Genomic DNA, 25,229 nt, shown 5'->3' on the forward strand with positions numbered 1-25,229 from the left:
CTATTGCTCTTTCGGCTGATGCGGCATCGACACGGCAGTTTGGCACCGACGCAAGCGACGCGAGCGCTTGGTAAGCTTCTTCGCGACATCCCGCATCAGCTGTCGCCTGAAAGCCGGATGTATTCTGCCGTCGCGACATGCATGCACTGAGAAAACAGTTGCTGTGGCAAGAAGGTCTACGGAGGCGGGAAGACCGCTTTCAACTGGGTAAAATGCTTGAAGTTGATTTCCTGCGTCTACACGTGACCCAGATCACATGCCGTGATGTATTGCCGCCGTTGCGACATGGTCATCACACAAAGTGCTGCAATCATGGGTCTTGAGGAATATGACCTTGAAATTGGCAAGCACGCTGATCTGGTCGTGCTTGATGTCGGTAAGCCGATCGTGGTGATCCGCCTTCTCAAAATGGCAAGAGGCAAGGTATTCGGGCAGCAAGAGCGTCCGCGATCCAGCTCAATATCCTGACAGGGAAGCCGATATTGATCGCCGTCTCATTGTGCCTAAGCCAGGATAAGCCGCTTTTTGCCGCGCCGATACAAACAGGATTAACAATTGAGAAAGAACGGTTGCTTATAGTGCGCGGTGTAGTTGTGCATAAAGGAAGTATTTTGTATGGTCGCTGCAAAGCGTCGATTGTTTCACGCGTTTCGAATCTCGAGAAAGCTTGCGTTTCTTTCAGGCAGTTTTCTGCTTTTGCTTGGTGCTTCCGGCACAGCGGCGCTAATCTTCGCACCAGCCGGCATGATTCCTGGCTTCAAGGACGATACCGGGGGCCATTGCAAGACAGTCTACCAATCCGAATTCAGGCGTGGCAAAGAACGGCGGGTGATCGCAGTTATCTCGACAAACGATCTTGAGACTTTGGACCGGGTCCGGACCGGAATGCGGATAGCCCGCCATCTGGCTGAAACGCTGAATCCGGATCTGGTCATCGTTCAGGTTGCAGATCACCGCGGCCCAACGACGCGCACGCAGCTGCGCGGTAATGCGATTGGTGCTGAAGTTGCTTATGCACCGAACCCAAGCAGGACGCTGGCAGTATCGAAGCCTTGGGAGGCGCGCTATGTTGACGCCTTGCCAACCTCATCAGGATTCTACTTCGGAAACCGTAACGAATTGCGGCTCACCGAACTTGAAACCATCAACTATGACATTGAGCTGGTTGAAGGCTGTGATGGAGATGTGATTGATGAAGAGTAAGAATCAACACTGCTTGTGATCAAGCACTGATCTTTGCTTTGCCGTCAGCATTTCGCTCCCCAACGATGGTATGTTACTTCCACGGCAGAAGTTCGCTTTTTTTGCTTGAAGATACGAACGCGAATCGGCTCGCGCGGCATTATAGCCTTGGCACGCATTCGCTGACTAGACCCGCTTAAATTGGTCCGACGGCTTTCGAGGCGAAATCAAGTGTGCTGTATACCCATCCGATGGTCAACGATGTCTCGAACTATAAGAGGAGCCTTTGAAACCGACGTCAGCAGCACCGGTTTCTTGTGAACAGGCGGCGGCATATGCCAATCAACCAACACACGCCTCAAAGACCAATTTCTGAAGAGCTATTCATCGAGATTGCGACATCGTTTCGCGATGCTGCATTTTTTCGGCAATCAACCGCAGCCCTTTCTGGTCGGGTTGCCTTCCGCGAACGCAGAGTTTCGTGTATCGGTCAATTCAAGATTGCAGGAATGGGCAAAGGATGAAAATTATGACTGATGCGAGTGCGCAACTTTCGATCATGGAATCGCGCATAGTGGCGCAGCGGCGCAAGCGCGGTAATATCCTTCTGATGTTGGTGCTATTTGGATTTACTGCAACGATGTTTTTCGTGAGCTATTCTCATCTGCAGTTAGAAACCCAAACAGGTTCTCCCGTTTCACGGGCGGTCACCGACAAGTGATTGGCGTTACTCCAGCGGTACATCCATAATTTCTCGATCGAAACCATCGGGATTTCTCACGTGCTCGCACGCATCGGTCTTTTCATTGTAGCCGCCTCTGCGGCCTATTTGGCCCTTGCAATCTTGTTTGGCGTTTATTGCCTTGTCGGAGGTCACAACATGATGGAAGCGTTGTACGGAGAGTTTGCCACATACCTTCTAGCTCTAGTCGCAGGTGCCGTGTGGTTGTTGGCCAATGGCCAACAACTCAACCCGAAACGAGACTGACCCATGTGTTGGGATCATGTTGTGATTGGCGCTTTAGAAAATAGAGTTCGGCGTCTTTCCAAAGCAAAACCCGCTGTTCGACATTGTCCAGAACGAAATCCCCCCGATCGGTGATAACGGTGAGGACCGCATGTCCGCCTCCATTTGCATCCCGTCCAACCGTCATTGATAGTGCACCCAGCGGTATGCCCCGTTGATTTAGGCGCTTGCGCTTTTCAAGCGCGTAATCTTCGCAATCGCCAACATTCTTGGGATATTCCCACCGCTCTTCAACTCCGAATATTTCGTTGTCGGTCAGAGGTGCAACGGACGTATTCACATCATCATTGGTTTGAATGATGTCATTCCAAAGTTCGCGGGTCAGCTCGACGATCTGACCACTTGCCGGGCGGTCACAGCGATCCGCATAGCGTTGGCAATAATCATAATAGCCGATCGGAATCGTTGTTCTACCGAACGTCACCATATTCGCAACGCTAGTTGGCTGCGTCGGATTGAGATGGAGTGCATTGGCGCCTGCGGCGTCGCAGGATAAGGCGAGCGCAAGTGCCGCAAAAATTGACTTTCTCATGTTGTACCTTCCCCAAAGTTGATGGAGAGACACTACGAGAAACAGATAAAAACTGCGAAAAATCAAAGACTTGTATTTATTTCAAATGCGATTCAAATACGGCTATCGCGACACACGATTTTGAAACGATCGGAGGCCCCAAATTTAGATCAACTAAAGTGAGCGTGCCGTCCCTCTTGCGGTTGTCTGTCCATGCGAAGGATGTGTGACCTGTGAAATCCGGACAGGGGTGGACAGATCTTCGACAGTTTGCGGGACGGATTAGGAACACCCAAGTTCAATGAGAAAGTAGGTGATACTTCCAATTTGGCCCGGTCACATTCGAATATTGATGCATTTTTGAATCCCGTACGGGCTGTGCGACAAAACGTGCATCGACAGGGCGCGAGGTTTCAGCTATTCAATTTGGCATGAAAAGGTATGCCCGCATTCTAACGATCCTCATGCTCGCCGTGTTCGCGGCGGGTTCGGTCGTGCATACCGCGAATGCCGCCAGCATGAACACAACGATGGCACTTACTGCGATCGATAGTGGCGACATGGGCAACTGCCAGGATTGTCCTGACGGCAGTAACGAATTGCAGCCGTGCGATTATGTCTGCGTATCACCGGTGCTGGCCATCCTGCCATCTGGCGAATCCGGTCTGCCTGCGGCCGTGACGATTACCGAAAAACCGGTTGATCTGAGCATGTCCGGACGCACCGGACTGCCGAACCCTTACCCTCCAAGATCCACCATCCTGAGCTGACGCTGCCCGGACTCCGTCCGGCTAGCTGCGGCTGACTTCATGCGCGATCAATCTGATCGTTCATGGTCCTACTCAGCATCGCGGGTTCGCGCACTGCTGGATCGAGCACCCCCTCAGGATAGTTGAATCATCATGACATTGTTTTTGCCGACGCCGACGCGTCGAGCCTTTCTCACCTCCGCTTTGGCCTTCGGGGCCAGTGCAGTGCTCTCGGTTTCGATAAACCGAGTAGCCCGCGCCGCGCCCGGCGAAATACCCTCCGCAATAGCCTTCGATGGCGATGCGCTCATCGTTGGAGGTGCCGGGTTCATCCGCCGCGACGACGGCGGAGTGTCCACACCGCTGCCCGGTCCGAAGGGCGGCAACATTCTTTCGCTTGCGACGCACAAGGACCGGGTCGGCCGGATTGCAGCGGGACTGGCGAATGGGGGTGTCGCGCTATCGGACGACGGCGGGAAGAGCTGGGAGCCTCTAAGCCAGGGTTTGCCCACGGCTCCGGTAACTGCTGTCGCAGTGGCTGCTTCAAACCCCGATACCCTGTATGTCTCCGTTCATGGTGACGGTCTATGGAAAAGCGAGGATGCTGGCCGGTCTTGGGTCTTCGCGATGGACCGGCCTTGGCTGGCTGATGCTGAACGCGATTTGACTGCATTGGCCTCGGTCGATCTGGCCTCGGGCATGGGCGGCATCTGGTTATACGCTGGAACCGGATTGGGTCTCACCCGCGTGCCCGACTGTTTCTGCCGTTGGCAGGACGTGCAGCCAGGCGATGCGATGGACGCTTTGGTATCCGGGGCTGCGCCTGCGCCGGAGGCACCGTTGCCCACCGGAGAACCTATCCACGCTTTGGTGAGCGCAGCGTCGGTTCCGATGAGGCTCTATGCCGCCCTACCTTCCGGTGTGTGGGCTTCTGCGGATGCGGGGGTCGTCTGGGCGCAACGCTCATCTTTCCGCACTGATGCGGTCGCCGTCCATCCCAACAATGCCGATCAAGTCGTTGCCCTCACCGCGGACGGTCTCATCCAAACTCGCGACGGCGGTCTGTCCTGGACCCCGCTCGCTAACAATTAATGGAGAACAACATGAAAAAGATCTTTGTTGCCGCAACCGTTACCGCCTTGGCTGTCATTGGTAGTGTGGCGTTTACGGCGTTGGCCTCGGCTCAAGCTCCCCAAGACGCAAGTGCCAGCGTTGCTGGTGCCAAGGCGATCACAATCTGGCGCGACCCCGGCTGTGGATGTTGCGATACCTATGCCGACTATCTGGAGACCAACGGCTTTTCTGTGACGCGCGTCGATGATCGCGATTTCGACAAGCGCTCGGTTGAAATGGGCGTTCCCGAGCGAGGTATCGGGTGTCACCTGGCCGAGATTGACGGCTATGTCGTAAGCGGGCTCGTGCCTGTTGAGATTATCGAACGGCTGGTCAGCGAGCGTCCAGATGTCACCGGCATCACGTTGCCCGGAATGCCGGGGAATGCTCCCGGCATGGCACCGGCAAAGACAGGCACGCTGAAGACCTACGCCTTCGGCAAGGACGGCGTCGCCGTTTACTCCGATGAGTGATGGTATGAACGGCATGATGGATGGCTCCATGATGGGTTTTATGATGTTAGGAGGTGGTCTCTTCAGCCTTCTGATCCTGGCTGTTCTGGTCCTCGGCATTTTCGCGTTGGTGAAGTTTCTGCGGGGGCGGCAATGAGGCGGATGATGCTCCTCCTTTCCGCTGCCGCCTTTTCGGGTCTGGCAGCTATCGCCGCGCAGGGGCAATCGCAAAGTACCGGTACACAAGCCGAAGACCTGACTGTGCTGGGTTATCCTGTGACAGACGAGCAGATCACCCTCGGAAGGCAAGTTTATGCGCAAAACTGCGCCTCCTGCCATGGCGCCGAGCTCCAGGGTCAGCCGAACTGGAGGCGCAGGCTGGAGAACGGCCGCATGCCGGCGCCGCCCCATGACGAGAGCGGCCACACCTGGCATCACTCGGACCAGGACCTGTTCGACATCACCAAGTTCGGCGTCGGCGGTGTCGTTGCGGGCTATGAGAGCGACATGCCCGCGTTCGAGGACATCCTGAGCAACGAGGAGATCGCAGCGGTACTCGCATTCATCAAGAGTACCTGGCCCGAGCGCCAGCGGGAATCACAGGCTCGAGTGACGGCCAAAGCCGGTGGTGGGTTATGACTATGGACAGGGAACAGTCGTTCGCCAAAACGGGACGAAGCGTCTTGGCCTTCCTGCCGCTTACTGTCGCTGCGGTGCTTGCCATCGTTCTGGCCTGGGGCTTGACCCAAGACCCTGGCAGTCTTCCGTCCGCGCTCATCGGCAAGGTGGTGCCCGAATTTGACCTGCCGCCGGTTCAGGGACGATCGCTCGGGCTGTCGAGCGATGATCTCAAAGGAGAGGTGTCGCTGGTCAATGTCTTTGCTTCCTGGTGCGTTGCCTGCCGCGAAGAGCACCCTCTGTTCATGAAGCTTGCAGCGCAAGGCACCGTGCCGCTGCACGGCCTCAACTACAAGGATCAGCCGGACGATGCGGCGCAATGGCTGGACAGCTTGGGCGACCCCTACACGCGCACCGGAGCCGACATCAGTGGGCAGGTGGCGATCGATTGGGGCGTCTATGGCGTACCCGAAACCTTTGTGGTCGATGCGGACGGGCTCATCGCCTACAAACATATCGGACCGGTGAACGAAGAGGTGCTCGCGAAAACCATCCTGCCGCTGGTGGAATCATTGCGCCAGCGGACCGCGGACCAGAAGATGCGGGGCGCTGGTCCATGACGGGTCTATTGCACGCAAAACGCACAATTTTAATCGCACTTGCGGCAGGGGGCCTCGTGTTGGTCGCGCTCGCAGTCACCGCCGCAATGATTTACATCGACGGCGATAAGGGCTCCCACCCCGTTAGCGACAGACCAGGCACAACACTATTGCCCCAGTCCTTCGTCATGCACGAAACGCCTCGGCCGCTTCCCGTGGTCACGTTCGAGGACGGGGCAGGTCAGGCTCTCACGCTGGCCTCATTCAAAGGCACAACCGTTCTGCTCAACATCTGGGCAACCTGGTGCGTGCCCTGCCGCGAGGAAATGCCAACGCTCGACGCGCTTCAGGCAAAACTCGGCGGCCCCGGTTTCGAGGTTGTGCCTCTTTCTGTCGACCGCGCCGGGCCGGAGGTGGTCCGCAAGTTCTATGCCGAGATCGGTATCCGGAATCTCGGTCTCTACATCGATGCCTCGATGCGGGCTTCGTTCGACCTTGCGGCTGTCGGCCTACCTACGACGCTCCTGATCGACGGTGAGGGGCGGGAACTGGGACGGCTAGTCGGCCCGGCAGAATGGGACGCGCCCGAGATGATCGATTTTCTCAAAACACATCAGACCTCGAACTGAAAAGGAAGCCTTCATGGATAAGTCACGACAATACAGCACCGAGGACGGTTCGTTTTGCCGCGATGTTCTCTACGCGCTTCGCTACTACCTCGGCGGCCGTCGCGGATACCTCATACTTGCGGCGGTCCTGATTGCTGGCGGTCTCGCGTTTAATTGGAGTTGGCTAGCCGCGGCAGGCATAGCGCCGCTGCTCCTCACAGCACTGCCGTGTGTTGCCATGTGCGCGCTCGGACTCTGCATGAACAAGGTTACCGGCGGTTCCTGCAAGTCAAACCAGGCCGGAAACCCTGCTGCCGCAGACGGTGAATCTTCATTACCGGGCGGAGCCCAAAATGACCTCTTGTCGGACGAAACCGTGCAACACGCACAATCCGTCAGTGTTGCGGTTTCGTCCCGGCATTCCCTATCCCTAACCAAGCAGAAAAGGAACGCGACCGATGATTAAACCTATCAAGTCTCTCACTATGGCTGCCGTTCTGATGATCAACATCGCCGCAGTCCCGACCCTTCAAGCCGCTGAGCACAAGACTCCAAGCAACCAGGGATCCATGATGGAAGAGGGCAGCATGGGGAACAACAAAGATATGATGAATCAGGACGGAAGGTCCGGCATGGGCGGAATGGACGGCATGATGGGCATGATGGGCATGATGAAAATGATGGCCCAGATGGCGCCGATGATGGAGCAGTGCACCAAGTTGATGGCCAGCATGACAGACAACATGAAGTCGTCGACAGACCAATAGGAGGCTGAGATCCTCCCGCCCGGACATTTCGTCCGGGCGGGAGGCCTGCGAGAAACAGACATGACATCAGGCAAAACAACACATCTCAGACGAATTCGCTACGGCCTGTGGTTCCTGGTGACCATTGCCGCGTTGGTGATCGGTGGTGCCTATTTCGTCCGGACGATCGGCTTCCGCGAGCCGCCGTCGGTCACCACCGGCGAGGCCGCAATTCGCTCCGAGCTTTCGTTGATCGACCACAACGGAAATCGCGTGACCGAGGCCGACTTCCTCGGGCGCTGGCAACTCGTGTTCTTCGGATTCACCTATTGCCCCGACGTCTGCCCGACCACGCTCGCCTACATGGCGAATGTGCTGGATCGGTTTGGCGGCGAGGTCGAGCAGGTCGCACCGATCTTCATCACCGTCGACCCGTCGCGCGATACGCCGGAGGTGATGGCGGAATATGTTCAGGCCTTCCACCCGAAGCTGGTTGGACTGACCGGATCCGAAGCCGCGGTTGCCGCAGCTGCCCAATCTTTCCGCGTCTACTACGAGAAGATGGAAGAGGAAACGGCTCCGGACGGTTACCTGATGGCACACTCAGGGCACATCTACCTGATGACACCCGAAGGCCGCTTTGAGGATGTCTTCCGCGAAGCTGACCAGTCCGCGGAAGATATGGCGACCGATGTCCTTGCAAGAATGAATGGAAAATAATGATGAAAATACTGATTGCAATCGTCGTGGCGCTCTGGGCGGGCGCATCGCCGACACTCGCAGAGGAGAGCGTCCGCCTTTCCGATGCGTGGGCGCGCGCCTCCGTCCTCGCGTCCCGGCCGGTCGCCTCCTATCTCACGATCGAGAGTGCTGTGGAGGATCGGCTCCTCGGTGTGACCACGCCTGTCGCCGGCCACGTTATGATTCACGTAGTCGAAAAGGACGGCGACGTAAGCCGCATGAAGCACATCGAAACGCTTGAGTTGCCGACAGGCGAGCGGATCACGCTCGCACCCGGCGGCATGCACCTGATGCTGATGGGACTGCAAGACAAACTCAGCGAGGGCACGACTTTCCCTATGACGCTCAGCTTCGAGAACGCCGGAGAGATCACCGTTGAGGTCTCCGTGCTCGGAATAGCGGCCGAGGGGCCAAGGGAGGTTTCTGAATGAAGCGCTTCCTGATCCTGGCCGCCCTGCTGGTCGCACAGCCGGCATTCGCAAACCATCCCGGTGAGCGCATCGATGAGGTGATGACCGATCGCGAACCGGCCTTCGAGGTCGCGGATAGCCCTTCCACGCCCGAACTCAGCCTCGAAGAACCGGACGGTGACGTCCTGCGCCTCGGCGATCTCCATGATCAGATCATCGTGCTGAGCTTTGTTCCGCAGAACTGTGACAGTCCATGCGCCAAACAGCAAGCCGTTCTCGCAGGCGTGCAAGAACAGGTGAATGCTTCGCCGATGAAGCAAATGGTCACGTTTGTAACCGTTCTTGACGCAGATGCCTCGATCAAGGCTCCGTGGGACCAGGCGAACTGGCGGCTCATGATCCTATCGGACGACGAGACAACTGCCACTGTGGCGGATCGATTTGCGGCGTTCAGCGGCCGCGACCAGGAGTTGCCGATGGCACATGTCATCGACCGCAACGGACGGCATGCCGGTATTTTCCATGGATCGGATTTCAGCAAGACAAATCTGACCCTCTACATCAACCAGCTCATCAACAACGCGCATGCGCCAAAGCCGCCTACCGAAAAGGGGTGGTGGGGATGGCTGACAGGCCTGTTCTAAACAGCGGGAGAAGGAAGTTGACGCAATTTTCGAAATTCACGGGGCGCCCTTTCGGCTTTCTCATGCTGCCCCTGCTGCTGATCATTGCGGCAGGCGCCTGGTATCTGCTCGATCCGGGGTTCAGGACCGGCCAGCAGCCTACTATCGGATCGGAGAACCTGCCGCAGGACGCGTTTGAGCGGCGGGTGCGCGACTATCTTGTAGCCAATCCGGAGGTCATCGTCGTGGCCATGCAGAACCTCGAACGGAAGCAGCGGGAGGCGGAACAGACAGAAGCTCAGGCGGCCCTTGCCACCCATCGTGATGAACTGCTCAACAGCCCGGAAAGTCCAGTCGGTGGCAATCCGCAAGGCGATGTGACGTTGGTCGAATTCTTTGATTACAATTGTTCCTACTGCCGCCAGGTTGCGCCAACGATGATGGCGGCGGAAGCAGACGATCCGAAACTACGCATCGTCTACAAGGAGTTTCCCATCCTCGGGCCAAATTCCGTGTTCGCAGCCAAGGCAGCTCTTGCGGCCCGCCAGCAGAACCTCTACCCCGAATTCCATAAAGCAATGATGCAGGTGTCAGGAGCTGCCGACGAGGGGCGAGTGATGGAGGTTGCTGGGCAAATCGGCCTGGATGTCGAGCGGCTGCGAAACGATATGGCTGATCCTGCTGTCGACGCTGAAATCGCGCGCAACCTCGCGCTCGCCCAAGTTCTGCGGATCAACGGCACGCCGGGCTTTGTTATCGGTGACGAAATATTGCGCGGCGCCACCGACCTGCAAACCATGCAAACGCTGATCGTGCGTGCCCGGAAAAGCGGTGACCAGTGAGCTCGGAAGAAGACTGGAAGGGCCGTCCGAATGCCTGAACTCTCCAATATTGGTATCCTGAGCGCTTTCGTTGCAGGCATCGTCTCATTCCTGTCGCCTTGCGTACTGCCGTTGGTGCCGGGGTATGTTTCCTATGTCGCCGGCCGGTCGACGATTACATCACCCTCAGGTGAGGTTTCTATTGCGCGTAGCGCAGCGCTCGGTTTCAGCCTCTGCTTCGTGCTCGGTTTCACAACCGTTTTTGTCATCCTTGGTGCCAGCGCTACAGCGTTGGGGCAATTGCTGCTTCGCTACCGCTTCGAGATGAACATCGTCGGAGGCGGGATTGTTACGCTGTTCGGGTTGTTCATGCTTGGAACCATTCGACCCACGTGGATGATGCGCGAGGCACGGTTTCACCTGGATCTGCCCGGCGGCAAGGCCGTATCGTCCTATGTGCTCGGCCTGGCATTCGCTTTCGGCTGGACCCCCTGCATCGGTCCGATCCTCGGTGCCATTTTGACCGTCGGCGCGGCATCAGCCTCGGTTGCCGACGGCGTCGCACTATTAGCGATCTACTCGATGGGCCTCGGTGTGCCGTTCCTGCTTGCTGCTGCTTTCACCGGCGCCTTGGCAGCAAGATTGAAGACCTTCGGACGCCTCGGGCGTATTCTGCGGACATTCGCCGGAGCGGTTATGATCTTGATGGGAGTCGCCATGATGACAGGATATCTGTCCTCCTTCGCCTTCTGGCTTTTGGAGACGTTTCCGTTGCTGTCTACAATCGGCTAGGCGAACGGCCTGTTGAGGAAATTGTGATTTGACATTCCCGTCGCTGAAAGGCGCAGGCTTGACTTTTATAGGGAGGTAGCAGTGATCTCGAAAACCGAAATATTGGAGCGGGATATCCTGCGCGTGTTCAGATATGCCTGCCGGCAAGATCGGCTGGACATCGCCGAATTCATGCTCGCAGCACTGGAGAAATTGGATGGTGAGCACGCGAGGTCTACTGTGAGAAACCGTCCACTGATCGATTCCTATCGCGATCTGATCGAGCCCCGCGACTCCTGAAAGCTGTAAATTCTACGGACAGGCGTAATGGCCCACCACGGCACTCTTGTCAGTTGTTGTTTCGGTGGCGACGGTCGTGTTTGATATATCCGTTGCCAGCGTCGAAGCTATCGCCACCGCTTCAACCGATGCTGGGTAACGGCGATAGCAAGAGGCGATGTCGGTAAAGAGAGCGTAGGTTCGCGAGACCGGCATTGTCGGCTGGATTTCGCCGCGAGATGCTGCATTTGCGCCTGCACCCGTCATTCTGCCTGGTGCTTCCGGCCTGTCGTCGGCCGGATCGAGGGGGGGAAAGATACACACTACCCCGCAGGTGTCGTGTCCGACATCTACTGCAAAAAAGTCCTGCTGATTGTGCCGAGGTCGGAACCTATTCTGGGATTCTCAGTTGTACTCGCCTAAGAAGAGGAGTGTTGACATGCAAGTTCAGGAAATTATGACGCGCGACCCTGCCTGTTGCGGCCCGAATAGCACCATCCAGGATGCGGCACGGATTATGGCTGACAAATCGGTAGGGTCGGTTCCTGTGCTCAACGACGCCGGGGAACCGGTGGGTATCGTGACCGATCGCGACATCTGCTGCGGCGCAGTTGCCGAAGGCAGGACGAATGAGACTCCCGTATCCGAAGTGATGTTCACCGACCTGCTGACGACGACACCGGATGAGGACGTTTCGTCATGCTGCGACAAGATGGAAGAACGGCAAGTCCGGCGGGCCATCGTTACAGACAAAACAGGCAAGTGTTGTGGGATGATTGCCCAGGCGGACATAGCGCGTGACGCCGACGGTGAAGAGACCGCCGAACTCGTACAGGAGATCTCGAAGTCGGATCGGAAATCTGGCTGCTGCTGAATTTTTCGGTGAGAGACTCGCGGCGGCTGGCATGTTCGCTCACGCTGGCAGCCGCGCAGCCCGCGTCACAACGTTCCAGCACGGGAAAATAAGCCGGGCAAGAGCGCAGGCTCAATCCGGGACGGAAATAAAAACAAGGAGATTTGATGATGATGGATGGTGGCATGATGCTCGGAATGGGATTTATATGGCTTCTTGTCATGGCGTTGCTGGTTCTAGCGGTTGTGGCGTTGGCGAAATACCTGCGCACATAGCTTGAAACCGGAGCGCGATCATGAATGATGAAAGCAGACCTGTCGTCATTGTTACTGGGTCAAGCGGATTTCTTGGTTCCGCAGTGGTGCGGCGGTTGCACCGGACCTATCGCGTCGTCGGACTTGACCGGTATTCGCCGCCGCATCCCCCACATCAGGCCGAATGCGTCTGTTTCGACATCACCGATCAGGCAAGTGTCGATACCGCGCTTGAACGCGTGCGATTTGCCTATGGCGACAGGATCGCTGCCTGCGTTCACCTCGCGGGCTATTTCGATCTCAGCGGCGAGGATGATCCCGCATATGATGCCGTTACGGTGGAGGGTTCGAAACGGCTGCTGAAGGGGCTTCAGGCGTTCGAGCTGGAACAGTTCGTCTTCGCGTCCACCATGCTTGCACATGCGCCGACCGAGCCAGGCAAGCCGATAGACGAGAACCATCCTCTCGGTCCCAAGTTTCCCTACCGTGCCTCGCAGGTACGCACGGAAAAGGTACTGCGCGAGGAACGGGGCGAGGAGAAACTCGTGCTGATGCGCCCTGCGGGCATCTACGATGATAAGGGGCAGTCGACATTTCTGACCCACCAGATCGCCCGCATTCACGAACGACGGTTCAGCGGCAAAGTCTATCCCGGTGATCTGTCGCGCGGGCAGGCCTTCCTGCATCTCGATGATTTTCTCGACGCTGTGGAACGCATTGTCGACCGCCGCGCCAATCTGCCGGACGTCTTTCCGGTTTTACTGGGCGAGGCCGACCCAATTCCGTTCGGTGAGTTGCAGCGCCTGATGGGGCGCGAGCTACATGGCGAGGACTGGGTCACCTGGAATGTGCCACCACAGCTGGCCAAGCTGGGCGCATGGACGGAGAACAGGATTTTTGGCGAGGACGCCTTTATCCGGGCATGGATGGTCGATATTTCCAGCGATCACTATGAGCTCAATCTTTCAGCGGCCAAAAAGCACCTGGATTGGAAACCTGAGCACAGTCTGCGCGACGACATGCCGGGAATTCTTCAGCGCCTGAAGGAAGATCCCTACGGATGGTACGAAGCGAACGGATTGAACGCCGCGCGGGTTTCGGCGGCCAAGGTCGAGAACGCCGCGGCGAAAGAAGCTGCCAAGAAGGTGCCGTCCGAGGCCGAAGCGAACGAGGACAGGCGTGAGCACGACGCGCATACGCGCAAGATGCATTTCTCGATGCTTTGGGTGCATTGGCTCGTCATGGCCCTCGGCCTCTGGCTTGCCACCGCGCCATCGGTATTCGGCACCTTCGATCAGACCGAGTTCAGCGCTGCGGTCCAGCGGGTGACGGCGGATCGCGGGCTATGGTCCGCCGCGACCCGCAGCTGGCTGACCGCGTGGAACGATGTCTTCACCGGGCTTGCCATCATGGTCTTTGCCGGCCTGTCGCTGCGCCCCGGAAACGGCTGGGCACAATGGGCGAATGCAGCATTGGGGGTCTGGTTGCTGGCGGCGCCGCTGGTGTTTTGGACGCCGGATGCGGCCGTCTATGCCAACGATACGCTGATCGGCGCACTTGTCATCGCCTTGACCATCCTGGTCCCCATGATGCCTGGCATGTCGCGCGGGGGGATGATGGATGACTCCGACATTCCGCCCGGCTGGACCTATTGCCCTTCAACATATGTCCAGCGCCTGCCGATTATCGCGCTGGGTGTCGTTGGCTTTCTCCTGTCGCGTATCCTGTCTGCCTACCAGCTCGGCCACGTCGATGGCGTCTGGGAGCCGTTCTTTTCGTCCCCCTCGTCGCTCAATGGCACTGAATACATCATCACCTCGGATGTCTCGAAAGCTTGGCCCATTGCAGATGGCGGCCTTGGTGCCATGAGCTACATGTTCGAGATATTGATGGGCGTGATGGGCAGCCGTCGGCGCTGGCGCACGATGCCCTGGATGGTCGCACTGTTCGGGATTGTGGTCGGGCCGCTCGGCGTCGTCAGCATCTATTTCATCATCATACAGCCGATTGCGATCGGCACCTATTGCACGATCTGCCTGATGGCGGCACTGGCGATGCTGATCATGATCCCGTTCTCGCTCGATGAGATTGTCGCGATGGTGCAGTTCATGGTTTGGAACACGCGCCGGGGCAGGCCGTTCTGGCGCGCGTTCTTCAGGGGCGATTCTCTGCCCGGTGGTTCGACCGGCGGCGAAATGAGCTTCGACGCGCCACCTATGCAGATCCTCCGGCAAAGCGCAGTCGGCGTCACCGTACCATGGACACTCGGGCTGAGTGCTGCAATCGGTGCCTTCCTGATGCTGGCGTCACGCTCGGTTTTTGGTAATGAAGCGGCAATGGCAAACAGCGACCACCTGCTGGGTGCATTGGTCCTGACCACCGCCGTCATCGCTTGGGCCGAGGTGGCACGCCCGCTGCGATTCTTGAACGTAATTTTTGGGCTATGGCTTGTAGTCGCGCCGCTGCTGCTAAGCGGCGGTACGGTGGCCGGCAGCTTCTTTGGGATTGCAGCGGGAACTACGCTGGTGGCACTGAGCCTGCCCCGCGGATGCCGCAGTAAAGAGCACTATGGAAGCTGGGACAGATATATCCTCTAACGAGTGCGCGAAGTTTCGTGGTTGTCGAGCCACTGGATCGCGAAACGGGGGGCTCGGCGAACTTTGATCCCCACTCTATCCACGCCTCACCGCCGATGAGGAAATGCGGAAGAAATCGTTTCGGTGGGCGGTATGGCGGCGTCGCCCTAATTTGAAAAGGCCGTCAGAGTGTTGCTGCGGCCGACTTTATGTGGCGTTCAGCAGCGTGATTAGACAGCCATAGCCTCAGTGCGAGGCGTTCGGCGATCGGCGGCAGTTTGATGTTTGCGGTGAAATAGAAAGAGGTTCGAAATCGGGCCGTGGCTTGAAACGAATCGGTGGCATTGCGTGGCTGACCTGAACCGCATCATGATCCGTTCTCTCCTCCTTATCGGGAGATGGGAATTCTCGGCCCGATTGTTCAGCCCCTTATGCGAACGATGCTCAATGCCGAGCATGATATCGCGTTTGTGGCGTCGTAGGAGCAGAGTTTGTCGGTCACTATCACACGGGGCGTGACGCCCTGGCCTTTGAGCAACTTGCGCATCAATTTTAGCGCTGCCTTTTGTTGCGACGGCTTTGCAAAAGGGCATCGAGAACATAGCCTTCAGTATCGACGGCTCGCCAGAGCCAGTACTTCTGTCCCTTCATCGTTTCCACCAGTTCATCGAGGTGCCATTTATCGGCAAAGCGGCGCTTTGAGCGCCGACGAAGCGAAGTCGCAAACTCGGAGCCAAATTTAGCAACCCATTCCGATATCGTCTGGAACGAAACGTCGATCCCGCGCTCGGCAAGCAAATCCTCCACGTAATGCAGGCTCAACGGAAAACGGTAATACAGCCAGACCGCGTGAACGATGATCTCGGCGGGAAAGCGGTAATGTTTGTAACGATGTCCGGTGCAAGCAAAAGAAGAAGTTTTCATGCCAAATGCTCTAACGCACACGACTTAAGGTGATGTGAAGGCACAAGCGGAATGGACCGCACGAACCGAAGAACCCGTGGTAGCGTCTAGCGCGTCGAAGCGCGATAAGGTGATAGGGATCGGTTTGAGCGCAAAACATCAGGGCCAGCGGTCATATCAAACCGCGTGAATAGGCCGGAGACATGACTGCACCCGACCCGCAAAGCTCAAACATCGCCTAAATCACCTTGCCAAGCGGGCGCCATCCAGACACGACGCTGCCCCATTGCCAAGGGTCCTCACCCTACTTGGATAAACTGCACTCCGTACAATCGGAAGAGAGTCAACGCATGAGAAGACCGCTGCAGCAGCGTGACTGAACCCCTTGCGTCGTCACCCCGCACAGCAGGAGAGCTTCGCCACATCCCTCGTAAACCCCTGGGCGGCGAGTTTCAGCCCCTCGACCGTGGTGAGGTAGGGGAAGATCGTTTCGCCGAGATCTTTCGTGGCCATCCCGAATTTAATCGCCAGCGCCATTGTCTGAATACTGTCGGCGCCTTCCGGTGCGAGGATCTGCGCACCGAGCAAGCGGTCGGTCTTTTTGTCGGCCACCAACTTGACGAGGCCGCGCATATCGCGGGCGGCGAGCGCGCGTGGCACCTGATCGAGCGGCGCAACCGAAGTCTTGACCTCAAACCCTTCCCGTCGAATCGAACAGGTCCAGTTGGTCTGGTTTCGCTTGAGTTCGGCGCATGCTCATCTCCCTGATTCTGGTCGCAAGACATCAAGTCTGCGCTCAAATCAGCATCAGTCGAAGAATGAGGAAGATCGTGACCATCGGAATTGGCAATCTCCGCAAGCAGAAACTGCAGCGCCGACAGACCGGACAAGTCGACCAGCGGACGTTCTGAATGACGCACCGACGAACAGGCCTGCCGGTCGAACATCCACAAAGGTACCGCAAGCGGAAGACCTGGGCCGTCGCCAATCAGCCGGCACCGCGCAAAACATACTCCCGCCTTCTCGACGATCTTTTCGAAATGAACATTGCTCCCCCTCCATGGGTGGTGCTCGTAAAGAACCCGGCGCCCTGCGGTATTATGGGTGTTGAAGAGTTGAGTTGTACTACGAGGTACGTCCTCACAGCGCTATCAGCAACAAGCTGCCGATATCGCTCAGGAATGCTTCCGGCGCATCCGGTCCGCCGTGAATGTACTCCCCTGGAAATTCCCGAGCCGGATGGTCCGAAATCGGGTCCCATGTCAGGCTGAGCATGCACTAACATTGAAACCGGATCACCCTTTGGGGGCGGTCACACCATTCCCCGCTCGCGATGACCGACGCTGCTTCGGTGTCAGGCCGACCCACGACGAAAAGTCCCTGCCTTTCTCGAATCTCTCTTTCGGTGGCGCAAGTACCGTCGGCGCGATCGCGCAGATCGGGCAGATGCGGGAACGGCCATCAGCCGCTTCGCAGTCTCGTCACGCTGCGCCGCCGCCTTGAGCCTTGCCGTCAGACTATCGATCTGCGCGGTCACCGCACGAAGGCGATCGAAGAGTCCGCGGCACAGCTCGATCAGGAGTTCAGGCAAAGCCAGGCCGGGTGCGGAAACCTTCCCGGGCTTGCTCAGGCGCGCGATCTGGCGGTGGCGACGACCCAGAGGCCGACAGCCAGCATTGGCAGCGACAGCACCATACCCATGGTCAGCCAGCCGCCTGCGAGATACCCGATCTGGATGTCAGGTTCCCTGAAGAACTCGACGAATATCCGCGACAGTGCATAGCCGGTCACAAAACTGCCGGCGACGAGGCCGCGATGTTTGAGAGCCTGGCGGCGGTAGATCAGCCATGCCAGCACCGAGAGCAGCAGCAGGCCTTCGAGTGCGGCTTCATACAGCTGGGTCGGGTGACGCGGGAAAGGGCCACCGGTGGGGAACACGAATGCCCAGGGTACATCCGTCAGCTTGCCCCAGAGTTCGGAGTTGATGAAATTGGCCAGCCGGCCGAAAAACAGGCCCACAGGCACGACCGCGCAAACTACATCAAACAGGTTAAAGACCGGGATGCTTCGTTTGTGGGCAAACAGGAGCATGGCAACGAGCGTGCCGAGCAAGCCGCCGTGGAACGACATTCCGCCATTCCAGATCTCCAGAGCGCGGACAGGATTGGCCGACACGGCTGCAAAGTCATAAAACAGGATGTAGCCGATGCGCCCGCCTGCAACGATGCCGACAGTGGCCCAAAGCAGGAAGTCATCGATGTCGAGCGCTGTCATACGCGGACCGCTGGCTGGCCAGAGCTTTTCGTCCTCGACGAGCTTGCGGGCGTACCGCCAGCCCAGCAGGATGCCGATGACATAGGCAAGACCGTACCAGCGCACCTGAACCGGGCCGATGGCGAAGATGACCGGATCAATGTCCGGGAAGGCCATGAGCGACAACAGCGTTGCGGTATACTCCAATGCGCATTCCTTCCTGTCGGTCTAGCTCTGCCACGGCTCCGACTATTACAGATATGGTTTCAACCGGCATCCACAGATGGGTCTATTCGTAACGGGAAACCGATGACACTTATGGCGGGGCGTCGCAACGTCGGTTGGTGTGTTTGGCCCCATGCCGCCAAATGCTGCAGCAACTATTAAGGCCACGCTAACATCAGGACGCAAAGAAGGTCTATCCCGGTTCTACAAGCGCCGCCCAGATAAATCTTGGTGCTTGATCCAAGTCAGCGCGAGCAATGCGAGTAAGCTCTACAAGGGGTGGGTAGAGTCAGGAAAAATTGGGCATATGTTCAGATTGAAGATATCAAAGTGGACGGTGCGGTTGCACGCGGCAACTGTCATCGCGGTGGTCTCGGCTTTAATATATTCTGCTCTGGCTGTTGCCCCTGAGTTTGACCATCACAATCCGTCGACGCAGTCCACCAACGAATTGGTCACCCATGTTGCGGGTGTCAGCGATGATGCGGAGAAAGCTGTTCCCGGCGTAAATTGCCACCTCGGGCTTCACTGCCTAGCAGGAATTCTTCCGAAGAGCAGCCTGGTGCCGGTGGGCTGGGTAGGTTCATCAGAGCGCCAGTTTGATCCACACTTCACGCTGCGTGAAGTGAGGTACCTGATCTTTCAACCACCACGACTCCTTTCACAGGTCTAACTGCCAGCATCGCATGTCGGTGCTGCACAAAGTCATGTGAAAGGAACAGGAATGTTTGCTGAACAAAACAACAGTGCAACAACGATCTCGCGCCGAGTCGTTGAGGCAAAACTCGTCGAATCCCGCAACCGGTTCCTCGGCTTTCTTCGCCGGCGATTGAGCAGGCCACAGGATGCCGAGGATGTCTTTCAAGATTTCTGCGTAAAGGTACTGCGCCACCATGCCCAGATTGAGGACGATGAGAGGCTGGATGCCTGGCTCGGCGTCACCCTGAAACACACCTTGACGGATCACTACCGGCGGCAAGCGGCGCGTAATCGCGGCGCAGAGGCCTATGCGATCGAGACCAAGGTGACCCAGCAGGAGGACATCGATGTTGCGGAGCCCGCGTGTACCTGCATCGCGGCGGCGATGAAGATGCTTCAGCCCTCTCAGGCAGAATTGTTGGCTCGGATTGATCTACGAGACGAGCTGCGCACGGCTGTCGCAAATGAACTGGGGCTGAGCTCGAACTCTTTGGGAGTTCAGGTCCATCGCGCGAGAACAGCGTTGAGGAAGAAAATAGCGGAGGTCTGCCAGGTTTGCGGTGAAGGCGGCTTCATGATTTGTGACTGCGATCACTCTCGGGGCGTTCGGCCATCGTCGACACCTCGCCAGTTCGATGCCCCACCGAGTGTAATGTCCAGCCCCGTTGCGCGTCTTCTGATCAAGAGGGTTGGCTAACATGCGAGGTAGAATGACAGGCCTAAGTCGCAGATCACTGGAAACTCCGCCTGGTCATCGGAGGAGCTCAATCAGGGGTGTCGATGTGTGCAACTCTAGAAAGCGTATCAAGGAATGAGCATGTGAAACGTCAGCCTGGCTCTGATCCCACAAGTGACACTGAACTCGACGAACTGATATGTGACTGCATCGACATTCTCCTGTCCACGCTTCCGCATGAACAGGCCAATATTGTTCGGCGCATCGATGTCGATGGAGAGCGGAGGGAGGGCGTCGCGCACAGCTTGGGGCTCAGCGAGAGTACGATAGACGATCGACTTGGATGTGGAAGACAGGCTCTGAAGGAGAGGTTCGCAGAGATGACCCGGATCTGCCCAAAGCATGGTCTGTCAGGCTGCGATTGCACTCTGTCGAACTGGGCAGACCTCTGAGGGTGTCTGGGACTGCGTAATGCCGGCGCGGCGCAGGCGTCTATACTTGTAGGAGACAATTTTTCATGGAGAAAACCAAAATGCAAACAAAGATCATCCCGACCGGCGTAACGCCCGATCAATCACCGAAAGGCTGCTGCTGCGGGTCTACGTCCAAAACTCAAGAGGCCAATGTTGCTGTGCCAAGTATGGACCCGCCTGCAGTCGTAAAGGTTGACCATGGCACAGGCACCAAAACCGGCGGATGCTGCGGCGCGAGCTGATCCGCCACATCCCGGTGTATGTTGCAGAATTTCGTCTTATGAGGAGAAACAAAATGACACTCATCCTGGTAGGGCTTGCATCTGGCATGCTGCTGATATTCGCGGCCTCAGTGATCCGGCAGCGCTCCGAATTAGTCGCGTTGGACGCCGATGAAAGCGCAGTCCATGATTTACGGAGAACATCGGAGGGAATTTCCTCTTGATAGTATTGAATGTCGCCATATTGGCGGCGTTGATGCTTTCGACTGCAATCACGACAGCTCAGCCTGTCGTGATTGCACCGGAAAATAGCGCCTTTTCGGTGCTCATGGTCAATGCCGAAGGCGGCGAAGCAGGAAAGCGGATCATCGGACTTGAGGCGATTCAGGAACCGACCAAAACCGAGAGTGTGTCCGAGATAGAGCATGCTGCTCACAATTCACTGGCCGAGGATAATCCGATCGGACCCTCGGATGCGGGCATCAGCATTCTCAGCGTTCCGGATGCGACATCTGGCGGGATTGTGTGGCGGATTGAAGTCCCCGGAGCAGTGCATCAAACCGCCATTTCCTCCGATGAGCGCTGTGCTGTCGCGATCCATCGCTCGGGCAATGGAATATCCGTAATCAACCTGATGAGTTTCACGCCGACGGTGTATGCGGAGCTTTGCCCTTGCGGTCGAGTTGCACGCGATAGATCTATCGGGTGACCGAAAATGTTATCGCGGGTAGCGGTGACGGCAAGATCGCGGCGATCAACCTTGCCGATGTTGAGATCTAGGTCTCTGAACTGTCCTTGGAACAGTACCAGTTGACCAAAACTCGTGGCACCGGCACGCTCTTCGTTTCTACCGGTGCCGAGCCAAAGATACGGATCATTGCTGAGGCAGTGATAATGGCCAAAGGAGAATTCGTGATAGAAGGTCAGGGGCACAAGATGGTGGCGCTGCCTTGACCCGTTCCTCGGAGGCCGCAAGAGAACGTTTCTGCCCCCGTTTGGCACGCTGTCTTTGTGGTCCACTGCTGCTGATCCGTTGAGCATCGTTCAAGCTATTGAGAAAGAGACAAAGTTTTGAAACATTCACATGGTGATGACACCTTGAACAAGGGCTCAATCAGTTTGGCCGGTGCCGTTGGGATGGGAACCGGCGTGATGATCGGTGCGGGTATTTTTGCGCTGACGGGGCAAATTGCGCAATTGGCCGGACCCTATTTTGCTCTGTCTTTCGTTTTTGGTGCCATCGTGACGTCCTTCAGCGCGTACAGTTACATCAAGATGTCGAATGCTTGGCCGTCCTCTGGCGGGATAGCGATGATCTTGCAGAAAGCCTACGGGCCAGGCGCCATCGCCGCAGCGGCGGCATTGTTGATGGCGCTGTCCATGGTCATTTCGGAAAGCCTCGTGGCGCGGACATTTGCAACCTATGTATTGCGACCCTTTGATATCGCAGGGGGCCCGCTGGTGCCGGTATTGGCGGTCGGAGTCATCCTGTTTGCCTTTATCGTGAATGCTTCGGGCAACCGGTCTGTCGGTCTTTTGTCGATCATCATGGCGGTCATCAAGATCGGAGGAATTGCGCTCTTTGGCATCGTCGCGCTTTGGTCGGGCGGCTTCACGTTCGCAGCTGCAAGCAGTACCAACAGCGGCTTCAATTTGACCGGGTTCATTGCGTCTGTAGCCCTGTCGATCCTGGCCTTCAAAGGCTTCACAACTATCACCAACAGTGGTGCAGAAATCACCGACCCGCATCGCAATGTAGGCCGCACCATCATGATATCGATTGCCATTTGCACGGTAGTGTATCTGCTTGTCGCTTTTGCGGTCGGGTCCAATCTGTCGATTGATCAAATTGTTGCCGCCAAGGATTACTCGCTTGCCGAAGCGGCATCGCCGGCATTGGGCCAGTCTGGCTTTTACTTGACAGTCGTCTTGGCAGCTGTCGCCACCGCGTCAGGCGTGTTGGCGAGTGTATTTGCGGTGTCGCGCATGCTCGCAATGCTGACGGATATGAAAATGATACCTCACAGCCATTTTGGTATGTCGGGCCCGATCCGCAGCCACACTCTGGTCTACACGGTCGTTCTTGCTTCGGCGCTTGCGGTGTTTTTTGATCTGAGCCGGATCGCATCGCTAGGGGCATTCTTTTACTTGATAATGGACATGCTGGTGCATTGGGGCGTGTTTCGGCATTTGCGCCACGAGATTGGCGCGCATGGGGCCGTACTGCTTTGTGCGATTGCCTTCGACGGATTTGTTCTGGCAGCATTCACGACAATGAAATTGGGATCCGATCCTATGATCGTTCTATATGCAGGTGCCGCGATTTCAGCGGTGTTCATCTACGAACGGATATACCTGAAGCGCTGGACGGCGCTGGAGGCAGAAGCGAAACACTGACCGCGCACGTGAACGGCGGAGACATGTGTGAGAAAAATTGACGATTTGCATACATAGCGACTTTGAAGATGCGCACCACCTGTCGTGTCGGACCGAACAAGAGAAATTGGGGGGTTGGGTGGTTCGAGTTCATCGGCGAATGACTACAGCCCCGCTGGGTTTTTCCGATATGCAGGCCGCTGATATACGCTCACGAGCGCTGGCAATATGAGTGAATTGCCATGGCGACCAATGCAGGAGATCGGGCAAACTACATCTGACGGTGGAGGCGCAGTTGCGAAGCGCAATCATATGTATCGCTTTGTGATTTTGATACTGAGGCCGTTGGAGAATTTGGATCAGCACCACTCAATGATGCGTCGTCATGGTGCTTCATTGATCAAAAATTAGATGGCCGCTCACCAGGAGCCAAAAGGACGATGAATTGAAGAACTCGTGAAAATACTGACCACCGCAAAGATCATTTTCGCGATGTTTCTCTGGGCGAGTTGTTATCCGTTGATAACGATTGGCATCGCCTATGCCCCGCACCTGTCGTTTGCAACCTTGCGGGCAGTGATCGCAGGCGTTACCCTGTTGGCGATCGCGCTGGCTTTGCGCCGCCCTTTTCCGCGCAGTTGGAAGACGTGGATCACCCTTGCAGCAATCGGGTTTGGGGCCACCAGCCTGGGGTATTTTGGCATGTTTCATGCGGCCGAATTCGTGTCGCCTGGGATTGCGACAGTTATCACAAACACCCAGCCCTTAATGGCTGCCGCCCTCGCGGGTGTCGTCTTGGGAGAGCGGCTGACGGCCTGGGGTAAATCGGGTCTTGTTCTGGGGTTTCTGGGAATCGTCGTCATCGCTGCACCACGATTGTTCGGAGGTGGTCAGGAGAGCTACCTTATCGGCATCACGTATATCATTCTGGCGGCTCTTGGCATCACTATCAGCAATGTGATGCTGAAACGGATTGCGGATACGGTCGATCCACTGATGGCCATCAGTGTCCAATTGTTGATCGGCAGTATCCCGCTGGCGATGATTGCCGTCTTGACTGAAGACTTCACTGTGATCGAGTGGTCTCCCGGATTTCTGTTTGCGCTGGTTGGCTTAGCGGTCTTTGGCTCCGCGCTGGTATATGTCATCTGGATGTCGGTTCTTGCAGAAGTGCCGCTGAGCAAGGCCAATGCGTTCAGCTTTCTTGTGCCGATATTCGGGCTGACAATGGGTTTGCTCTACTATGGCGAGTCCCTGGGCTGGCCGGAATTGATCGGCACGTCTCTTTCCCTTGTCGGCGTCATGATGGTCATTCGAAAGGGCATTGCACCGCCGACACTTTTTGGCGTTTCAGCGTAGTGCTTGGCGTAATACTCACCGAGGTGTTGACCGAAGGTCCTGATGTTCGGCGATGGGACTCTGGCAGAGTTCAGTTTTCTGGGCGTTGCTGTATGCACCACGATTGTTGTAACCGATAGACGCACTGAAGGGCGGCGTATGATGGGCGCGAATTCTCAGATGACGGGCCAACACAAGTCTTTCGCCGTTGTCCTTAGTGGTGGTGGCGCAAGAGGTCTTTCGCATGTGGGAGTTTTGAGAGCCCTGATCAGTTTGGGTTATTTCCCCAGTGCAATTGTCGGTGTGTCAATGGGCGCGGTGGTTGGCGCAACTTATTCGCTGAACCCGAACTGGTATCGAGATCTTGTTGAAATGGACACCAGCGGGTTCCCGTCAACACCGAACTTTCGAGGCCGAAGCATTGCCGAAAGAGTGAGGGGCCTGGCGATTGCGCTGCTTGCGGCACGTGACATGTATTTTGGCTGGGGCGCCGGAGCGCGCACCGAGAGCTGGGGCCGGGGTGTCCTTGCCGCCTTGACCAAGGGCAAAAACTTGGAGGATGGATCCATCCCTGTCTTTGTCTGCACGACGGATGTGCTGTCGGGGGAACGTGTTGTCCACAACCGAGGGTCAGCTGCTAACTACGTTTATGCCAGTGCTGCGCTCGCAGGTATCCTACCACCGCTGATTGACGGATCTCACGTCCTGATGGATGGTGCCTATGCGGACATCGCGCCTATAGATGTGGCGCGAAGCACCGGTGTCGATGTAGTGATCGCTGTTGATCCAAGCCAGCCCGAAACCGGGATCGCTCCCCGCAACGGAGTACAAGCGATGCTAAGATCAATCGAGATCTGTCAGAACGAGCATGCCCGGCTGCGTTTCGGTCAGGCCGATATGGTCATCAGGCCAAAGTTTAGAAATACCATAGGAACACTGGAATTCCACTACAAGCGGCAATGCATTGCGGCGGGCACCATGGCAGTGCGCCGGTCCGGTGATCAGATCAGAACGTTGCTCAATCGAGGCACATAGGAAAGCACGATCCGTCCCAAGGTCAGGGCGCTTACAGAAACCGTGTCTTGGATATGCTGCTTTCCTGGTCCGGACAGGATTCTCCTCCAAAATCTGG

Annotated in this window: 30 protein-coding genes and 3 pseudogenes; 28 read left to right on the forward strand and 5 right to left on the reverse strand. The window is 57.0% G+C overall.

Features of this window, described 5'->3' with window-relative positions:
• Positions 1-285: 285 nt before the first annotated feature.
• The 3 genes from ABJN75_RS05290 to ABJN75_RS05300 all read left to right on the forward strand — a co-directional run bounded on the left by ABJN75_RS05290 (position 286) and on the right by ABJN75_RS05300 (position 1,903).
• Positions 286-468, forward strand: coding sequence for a hypothetical protein (locus tag ABJN75_RS05290; protein ID WP_267656377.1), 183 nt, complete (start codon positions 286-288; stop codon positions 466-468).
• 147 nt (positions 469-615) lie between these two features.
• Positions 616-1,203, forward strand: a complete 588-nt coding sequence (locus ABJN75_RS05295) for a hypothetical protein (protein ID WP_267656376.1) — start codon at positions 616-618, stop codon at positions 1,201-1,203.
• A gap of 499 nt (positions 1,204-1,702) precedes the next feature.
• Positions 1,703-1,903, forward strand: coding sequence for a hypothetical protein (locus ABJN75_RS05300; RefSeq protein ID WP_267656374.1), 201 nt, complete (start codon positions 1,703-1,705; stop codon positions 1,901-1,903).
• A gap of 247 nt (positions 1,904-2,150) precedes the next feature.
• On the opposite strand, the gene ABJN75_RS05305 is transcribed toward ABJN75_RS05300, so the two are convergent.
• A complete protein-coding gene (locus ABJN75_RS05305) occupies positions 2,151-2,741 on the reverse strand; it encodes a transglutaminase-like cysteine peptidase (RefSeq protein WP_267656373.1) in 591 nt (196 codons plus the stop codon).
• 443 nt (positions 2,742-3,184) lie between these two features.
• Between ABJN75_RS05305 and ABJN75_RS05310 the strand changes: the two genes are divergently transcribed.
• From ABJN75_RS05310 to ABJN75_RS05390, 17 genes are all read left to right on the forward strand, one after another.
• Positions 3,185-3,490 (forward strand): hypothetical protein, encoded by a 306-nt coding sequence (locus ABJN75_RS05310; RefSeq protein ID WP_348437529.1) that lies wholly within the window; start codon positions 3,185-3,187, stop codon positions 3,488-3,490.
• 132 nt (positions 3,491-3,622) lie between these two features.
• Positions 3,623-4,561 carry a hypothetical protein gene (locus ABJN75_RS05315; protein ID WP_348437531.1) on the forward strand — a complete coding sequence of 313 codons (939 nt, stop codon included), beginning with the start codon at positions 3,623-3,625 and terminating at the stop codon, positions 4,559-4,561.
• 11 nt (positions 4,562-4,572) lie between these two features.
• Complete coding sequence (locus ABJN75_RS05320) at positions 4,573-5,055, forward strand: DUF411 domain-containing protein (protein ID WP_348437533.1); 483 nt, start codon at positions 4,573-4,575, stop codon at positions 5,053-5,055.
• Positions 5,056-5,059: 4 nt separating this feature from the next.
• Positions 5,060-5,191: a hypothetical protein gene (locus ABJN75_RS05325; RefSeq protein WP_348437535.1), complete on the forward strand. Its 132-nt coding sequence runs from the start codon at positions 5,060-5,062 to the stop codon at positions 5,189-5,191.
• Positions 5,188-5,673: a cytochrome c gene (locus ABJN75_RS05330; RefSeq protein WP_348437537.1), complete on the forward strand. Its 486-nt coding sequence runs from the start codon at positions 5,188-5,190 to the stop codon at positions 5,671-5,673. The genes ABJN75_RS05325 and ABJN75_RS05330 overlap by 4 nt, the downstream gene beginning before the upstream one ends.
• A complete protein-coding gene (locus tag ABJN75_RS05335) occupies positions 5,670-6,272 on the forward strand; it encodes a DsbE family thiol:disulfide interchange protein (protein WP_348437539.1) in 603 nt (200 codons plus the stop codon). The genes ABJN75_RS05330 and ABJN75_RS05335 overlap by 4 nt, the downstream gene beginning before the upstream one ends.
• A gap of 167 nt (positions 6,273-6,439) precedes the next feature.
• Positions 6,440-6,880 (forward strand): TlpA disulfide reductase family protein, encoded by a 441-nt coding sequence (locus ABJN75_RS05340; protein WP_291092989.1) that lies wholly within the window; start codon positions 6,440-6,442, stop codon positions 6,878-6,880.
• Positions 6,881-6,893: 13 nt separating this feature from the next.
• The gene (locus ABJN75_RS05345) at positions 6,894-7,325 is read left to right on the forward strand and encodes a hypothetical protein (RefSeq protein ID WP_348437541.1); all 432 of its coding nucleotides are present in this window, start codon (positions 6,894-6,896) and stop codon (positions 7,323-7,325) included.
• On the forward strand, positions 7,318-7,626 hold the full coding sequence (locus ABJN75_RS05350; RefSeq protein ID WP_348437543.1) for a hypothetical protein: 309 nt from the start codon (positions 7,318-7,320) through the stop codon (positions 7,624-7,626). Before ABJN75_RS05345 ends, ABJN75_RS05350 begins: the two co-directional genes overlap by 8 nt.
• Before the next feature lie 60 nt (positions 7,627-7,686).
• Positions 7,687-8,325: an SCO family protein gene (locus ABJN75_RS05355; protein ID WP_348437545.1), complete on the forward strand. Its 639-nt coding sequence runs from the start codon at positions 7,687-7,689 to the stop codon at positions 8,323-8,325.
• A 2-nt stretch (positions 8,326-8,327) separates the two neighbouring features.
• Positions 8,328-8,777, forward strand: a complete 450-nt coding sequence (locus ABJN75_RS05360) for a copper chaperone PCu(A)C (protein WP_348437547.1) — start codon at positions 8,328-8,330, stop codon at positions 8,775-8,777.
• Entirely contained in the window at positions 8,774-9,400 is a 627-nt protein-coding gene (locus tag ABJN75_RS05365) for a redoxin domain-containing protein (RefSeq protein WP_290777167.1), read from the forward strand. The genes ABJN75_RS05360 and ABJN75_RS05365 overlap by 4 nt, the downstream gene beginning before the upstream one ends.
• Complete coding sequence (locus ABJN75_RS05370; RefSeq protein WP_348437549.1) at positions 9,379-10,221, forward strand: DsbA family protein; 843 nt, start codon at positions 9,379-9,381, stop codon at positions 10,219-10,221. The genes ABJN75_RS05365 and ABJN75_RS05370 overlap by 22 nt, the downstream gene beginning before the upstream one ends.
• 30 nt (positions 10,222-10,251) lie before the next feature.
• A complete protein-coding gene (locus ABJN75_RS05375) occupies positions 10,252-10,992 on the forward strand; it encodes a cytochrome c biogenesis protein CcdA (protein WP_348437551.1) in 741 nt (246 codons plus the stop codon).
• An 81-nt stretch (positions 10,993-11,073) separates the two neighbouring features.
• On the forward strand, positions 11,074-11,271 hold the full coding sequence (locus tag ABJN75_RS05380) for a hypothetical protein (protein WP_348437553.1): 198 nt from the start codon (positions 11,074-11,076) through the stop codon (positions 11,269-11,271).
• A 418-nt stretch (positions 11,272-11,689) separates the two neighbouring features.
• On the forward strand, positions 11,690-12,124 hold the full coding sequence (locus ABJN75_RS05385; RefSeq protein WP_348437555.1) for a CBS domain-containing protein: 435 nt from the start codon (positions 11,690-11,692) through the stop codon (positions 12,122-12,124).
• Between the two features lie 274 nt (positions 12,125-12,398).
• Positions 12,399-14,954 (forward strand): NAD-dependent epimerase/dehydratase family protein, encoded by a 2,556-nt coding sequence (locus ABJN75_RS05390; RefSeq protein ID WP_348437557.1) that lies wholly within the window; start codon positions 12,399-12,401, stop codon positions 14,952-14,954.
• A gap of 209 nt (positions 14,955-15,163) precedes the next feature.
• Here ABJN75_RS05390 and ABJN75_RS05395 read toward each other — a convergent pair.
• From ABJN75_RS05395 to lgt, 4 genes and pseudogenes are all read right to left on the reverse strand, one after another.
• A pseudogene (locus ABJN75_RS05395) lies at positions 15,164-15,857 on the reverse strand (IS6 family transposase).
• A gap of 372 nt (positions 15,858-16,229) precedes the next feature.
• Positions 16,230-16,535, reverse strand: a pseudogene (locus tag ABJN75_RS05400) (mercury(II) reductase); the annotation flags it as partial.
• A gap of 644 nt (positions 16,536-17,179) precedes the next feature.
• A pseudogene (locus tag ABJN75_RS05405) lies at positions 17,180-17,328 on the reverse strand (transposase); the annotation flags it as partial.
• 134 nt (positions 17,329-17,462) lie between these two features.
• Positions 17,463-18,296, reverse strand: coding sequence for a prolipoprotein diacylglyceryl transferase (lgt, locus tag ABJN75_RS05410; protein ID WP_348437559.1), 834 nt, complete (start codon positions 18,294-18,296; stop codon positions 17,463-17,465).
• Between the two features lie 325 nt (positions 18,297-18,621).
• Between lgt and ABJN75_RS05415 the strand changes: the two genes are divergently transcribed.
• From ABJN75_RS05415 to ABJN75_RS05450, 8 genes are all read left to right on the forward strand, one after another.
• Positions 18,622-18,987 (forward strand): hypothetical protein, encoded by a 366-nt coding sequence (locus ABJN75_RS05415; protein WP_348437561.1) that lies wholly within the window; start codon positions 18,622-18,624, stop codon positions 18,985-18,987.
• A gap of 51 nt (positions 18,988-19,038) precedes the next feature.
• Positions 19,039-19,710 carry a sigma-70 family RNA polymerase sigma factor gene (locus ABJN75_RS05420; RefSeq protein WP_348437563.1) on the forward strand — a complete coding sequence of 224 codons (672 nt, stop codon included), beginning with the start codon at positions 19,039-19,041 and terminating at the stop codon, positions 19,708-19,710.
• 747 nt (positions 19,711-20,457) lie between these two features.
• Positions 20,458-20,607, forward strand: coding sequence for a hypothetical protein (locus tag ABJN75_RS05425; RefSeq protein WP_193217161.1), 150 nt, complete (start codon positions 20,458-20,460; stop codon positions 20,605-20,607).
• 32 nt (positions 20,608-20,639) lie between these two features.
• The gene (locus tag ABJN75_RS05430; RefSeq protein ID WP_348437565.1) at positions 20,640-21,092 is read left to right on the forward strand and encodes a hypothetical protein; all 453 of its coding nucleotides are present in this window, start codon (positions 20,640-20,642) and stop codon (positions 21,090-21,092) included.
• Positions 21,093-21,178: 86 nt separating this feature from the next.
• Positions 21,179-21,337 carry a hypothetical protein gene (locus ABJN75_RS05435; RefSeq protein ID WP_348437567.1) on the forward strand — a complete coding sequence of 53 codons (159 nt, stop codon included), beginning with the start codon at positions 21,179-21,181 and terminating at the stop codon, positions 21,335-21,337.
• A 117-nt stretch (positions 21,338-21,454) separates the two neighbouring features.
• Positions 21,455-22,780 (forward strand): APC family permease, encoded by a 1,326-nt coding sequence (locus ABJN75_RS05440; RefSeq protein ID WP_348437569.1) that lies wholly within the window; start codon positions 21,455-21,457, stop codon positions 22,778-22,780.
• Between the two features lie 435 nt (positions 22,781-23,215).
• Positions 23,216-24,118 carry a DMT family transporter gene (locus ABJN75_RS05445; protein ID WP_348437571.1) on the forward strand — a complete coding sequence of 301 codons (903 nt, stop codon included), beginning with the start codon at positions 23,216-23,218 and terminating at the stop codon, positions 24,116-24,118.
• Positions 24,119-24,160: 42 nt separating this feature from the next.
• Entirely contained in the window at positions 24,161-25,132 is a 972-nt protein-coding gene (locus tag ABJN75_RS05450) for a patatin-like phospholipase family protein (protein WP_348437573.1), read from the forward strand.
• Positions 25,133-25,229 lie beyond the last annotated feature (97 nt).

Origin of the sequence: Hoeflea sp., from assembly GCF_039975035.1 — a bacterium.
Classification (GTDB): Bacteria; Pseudomonadota; Alphaproteobacteria; order Rhizobiales; family Rhizobiaceae; genus Hoeflea.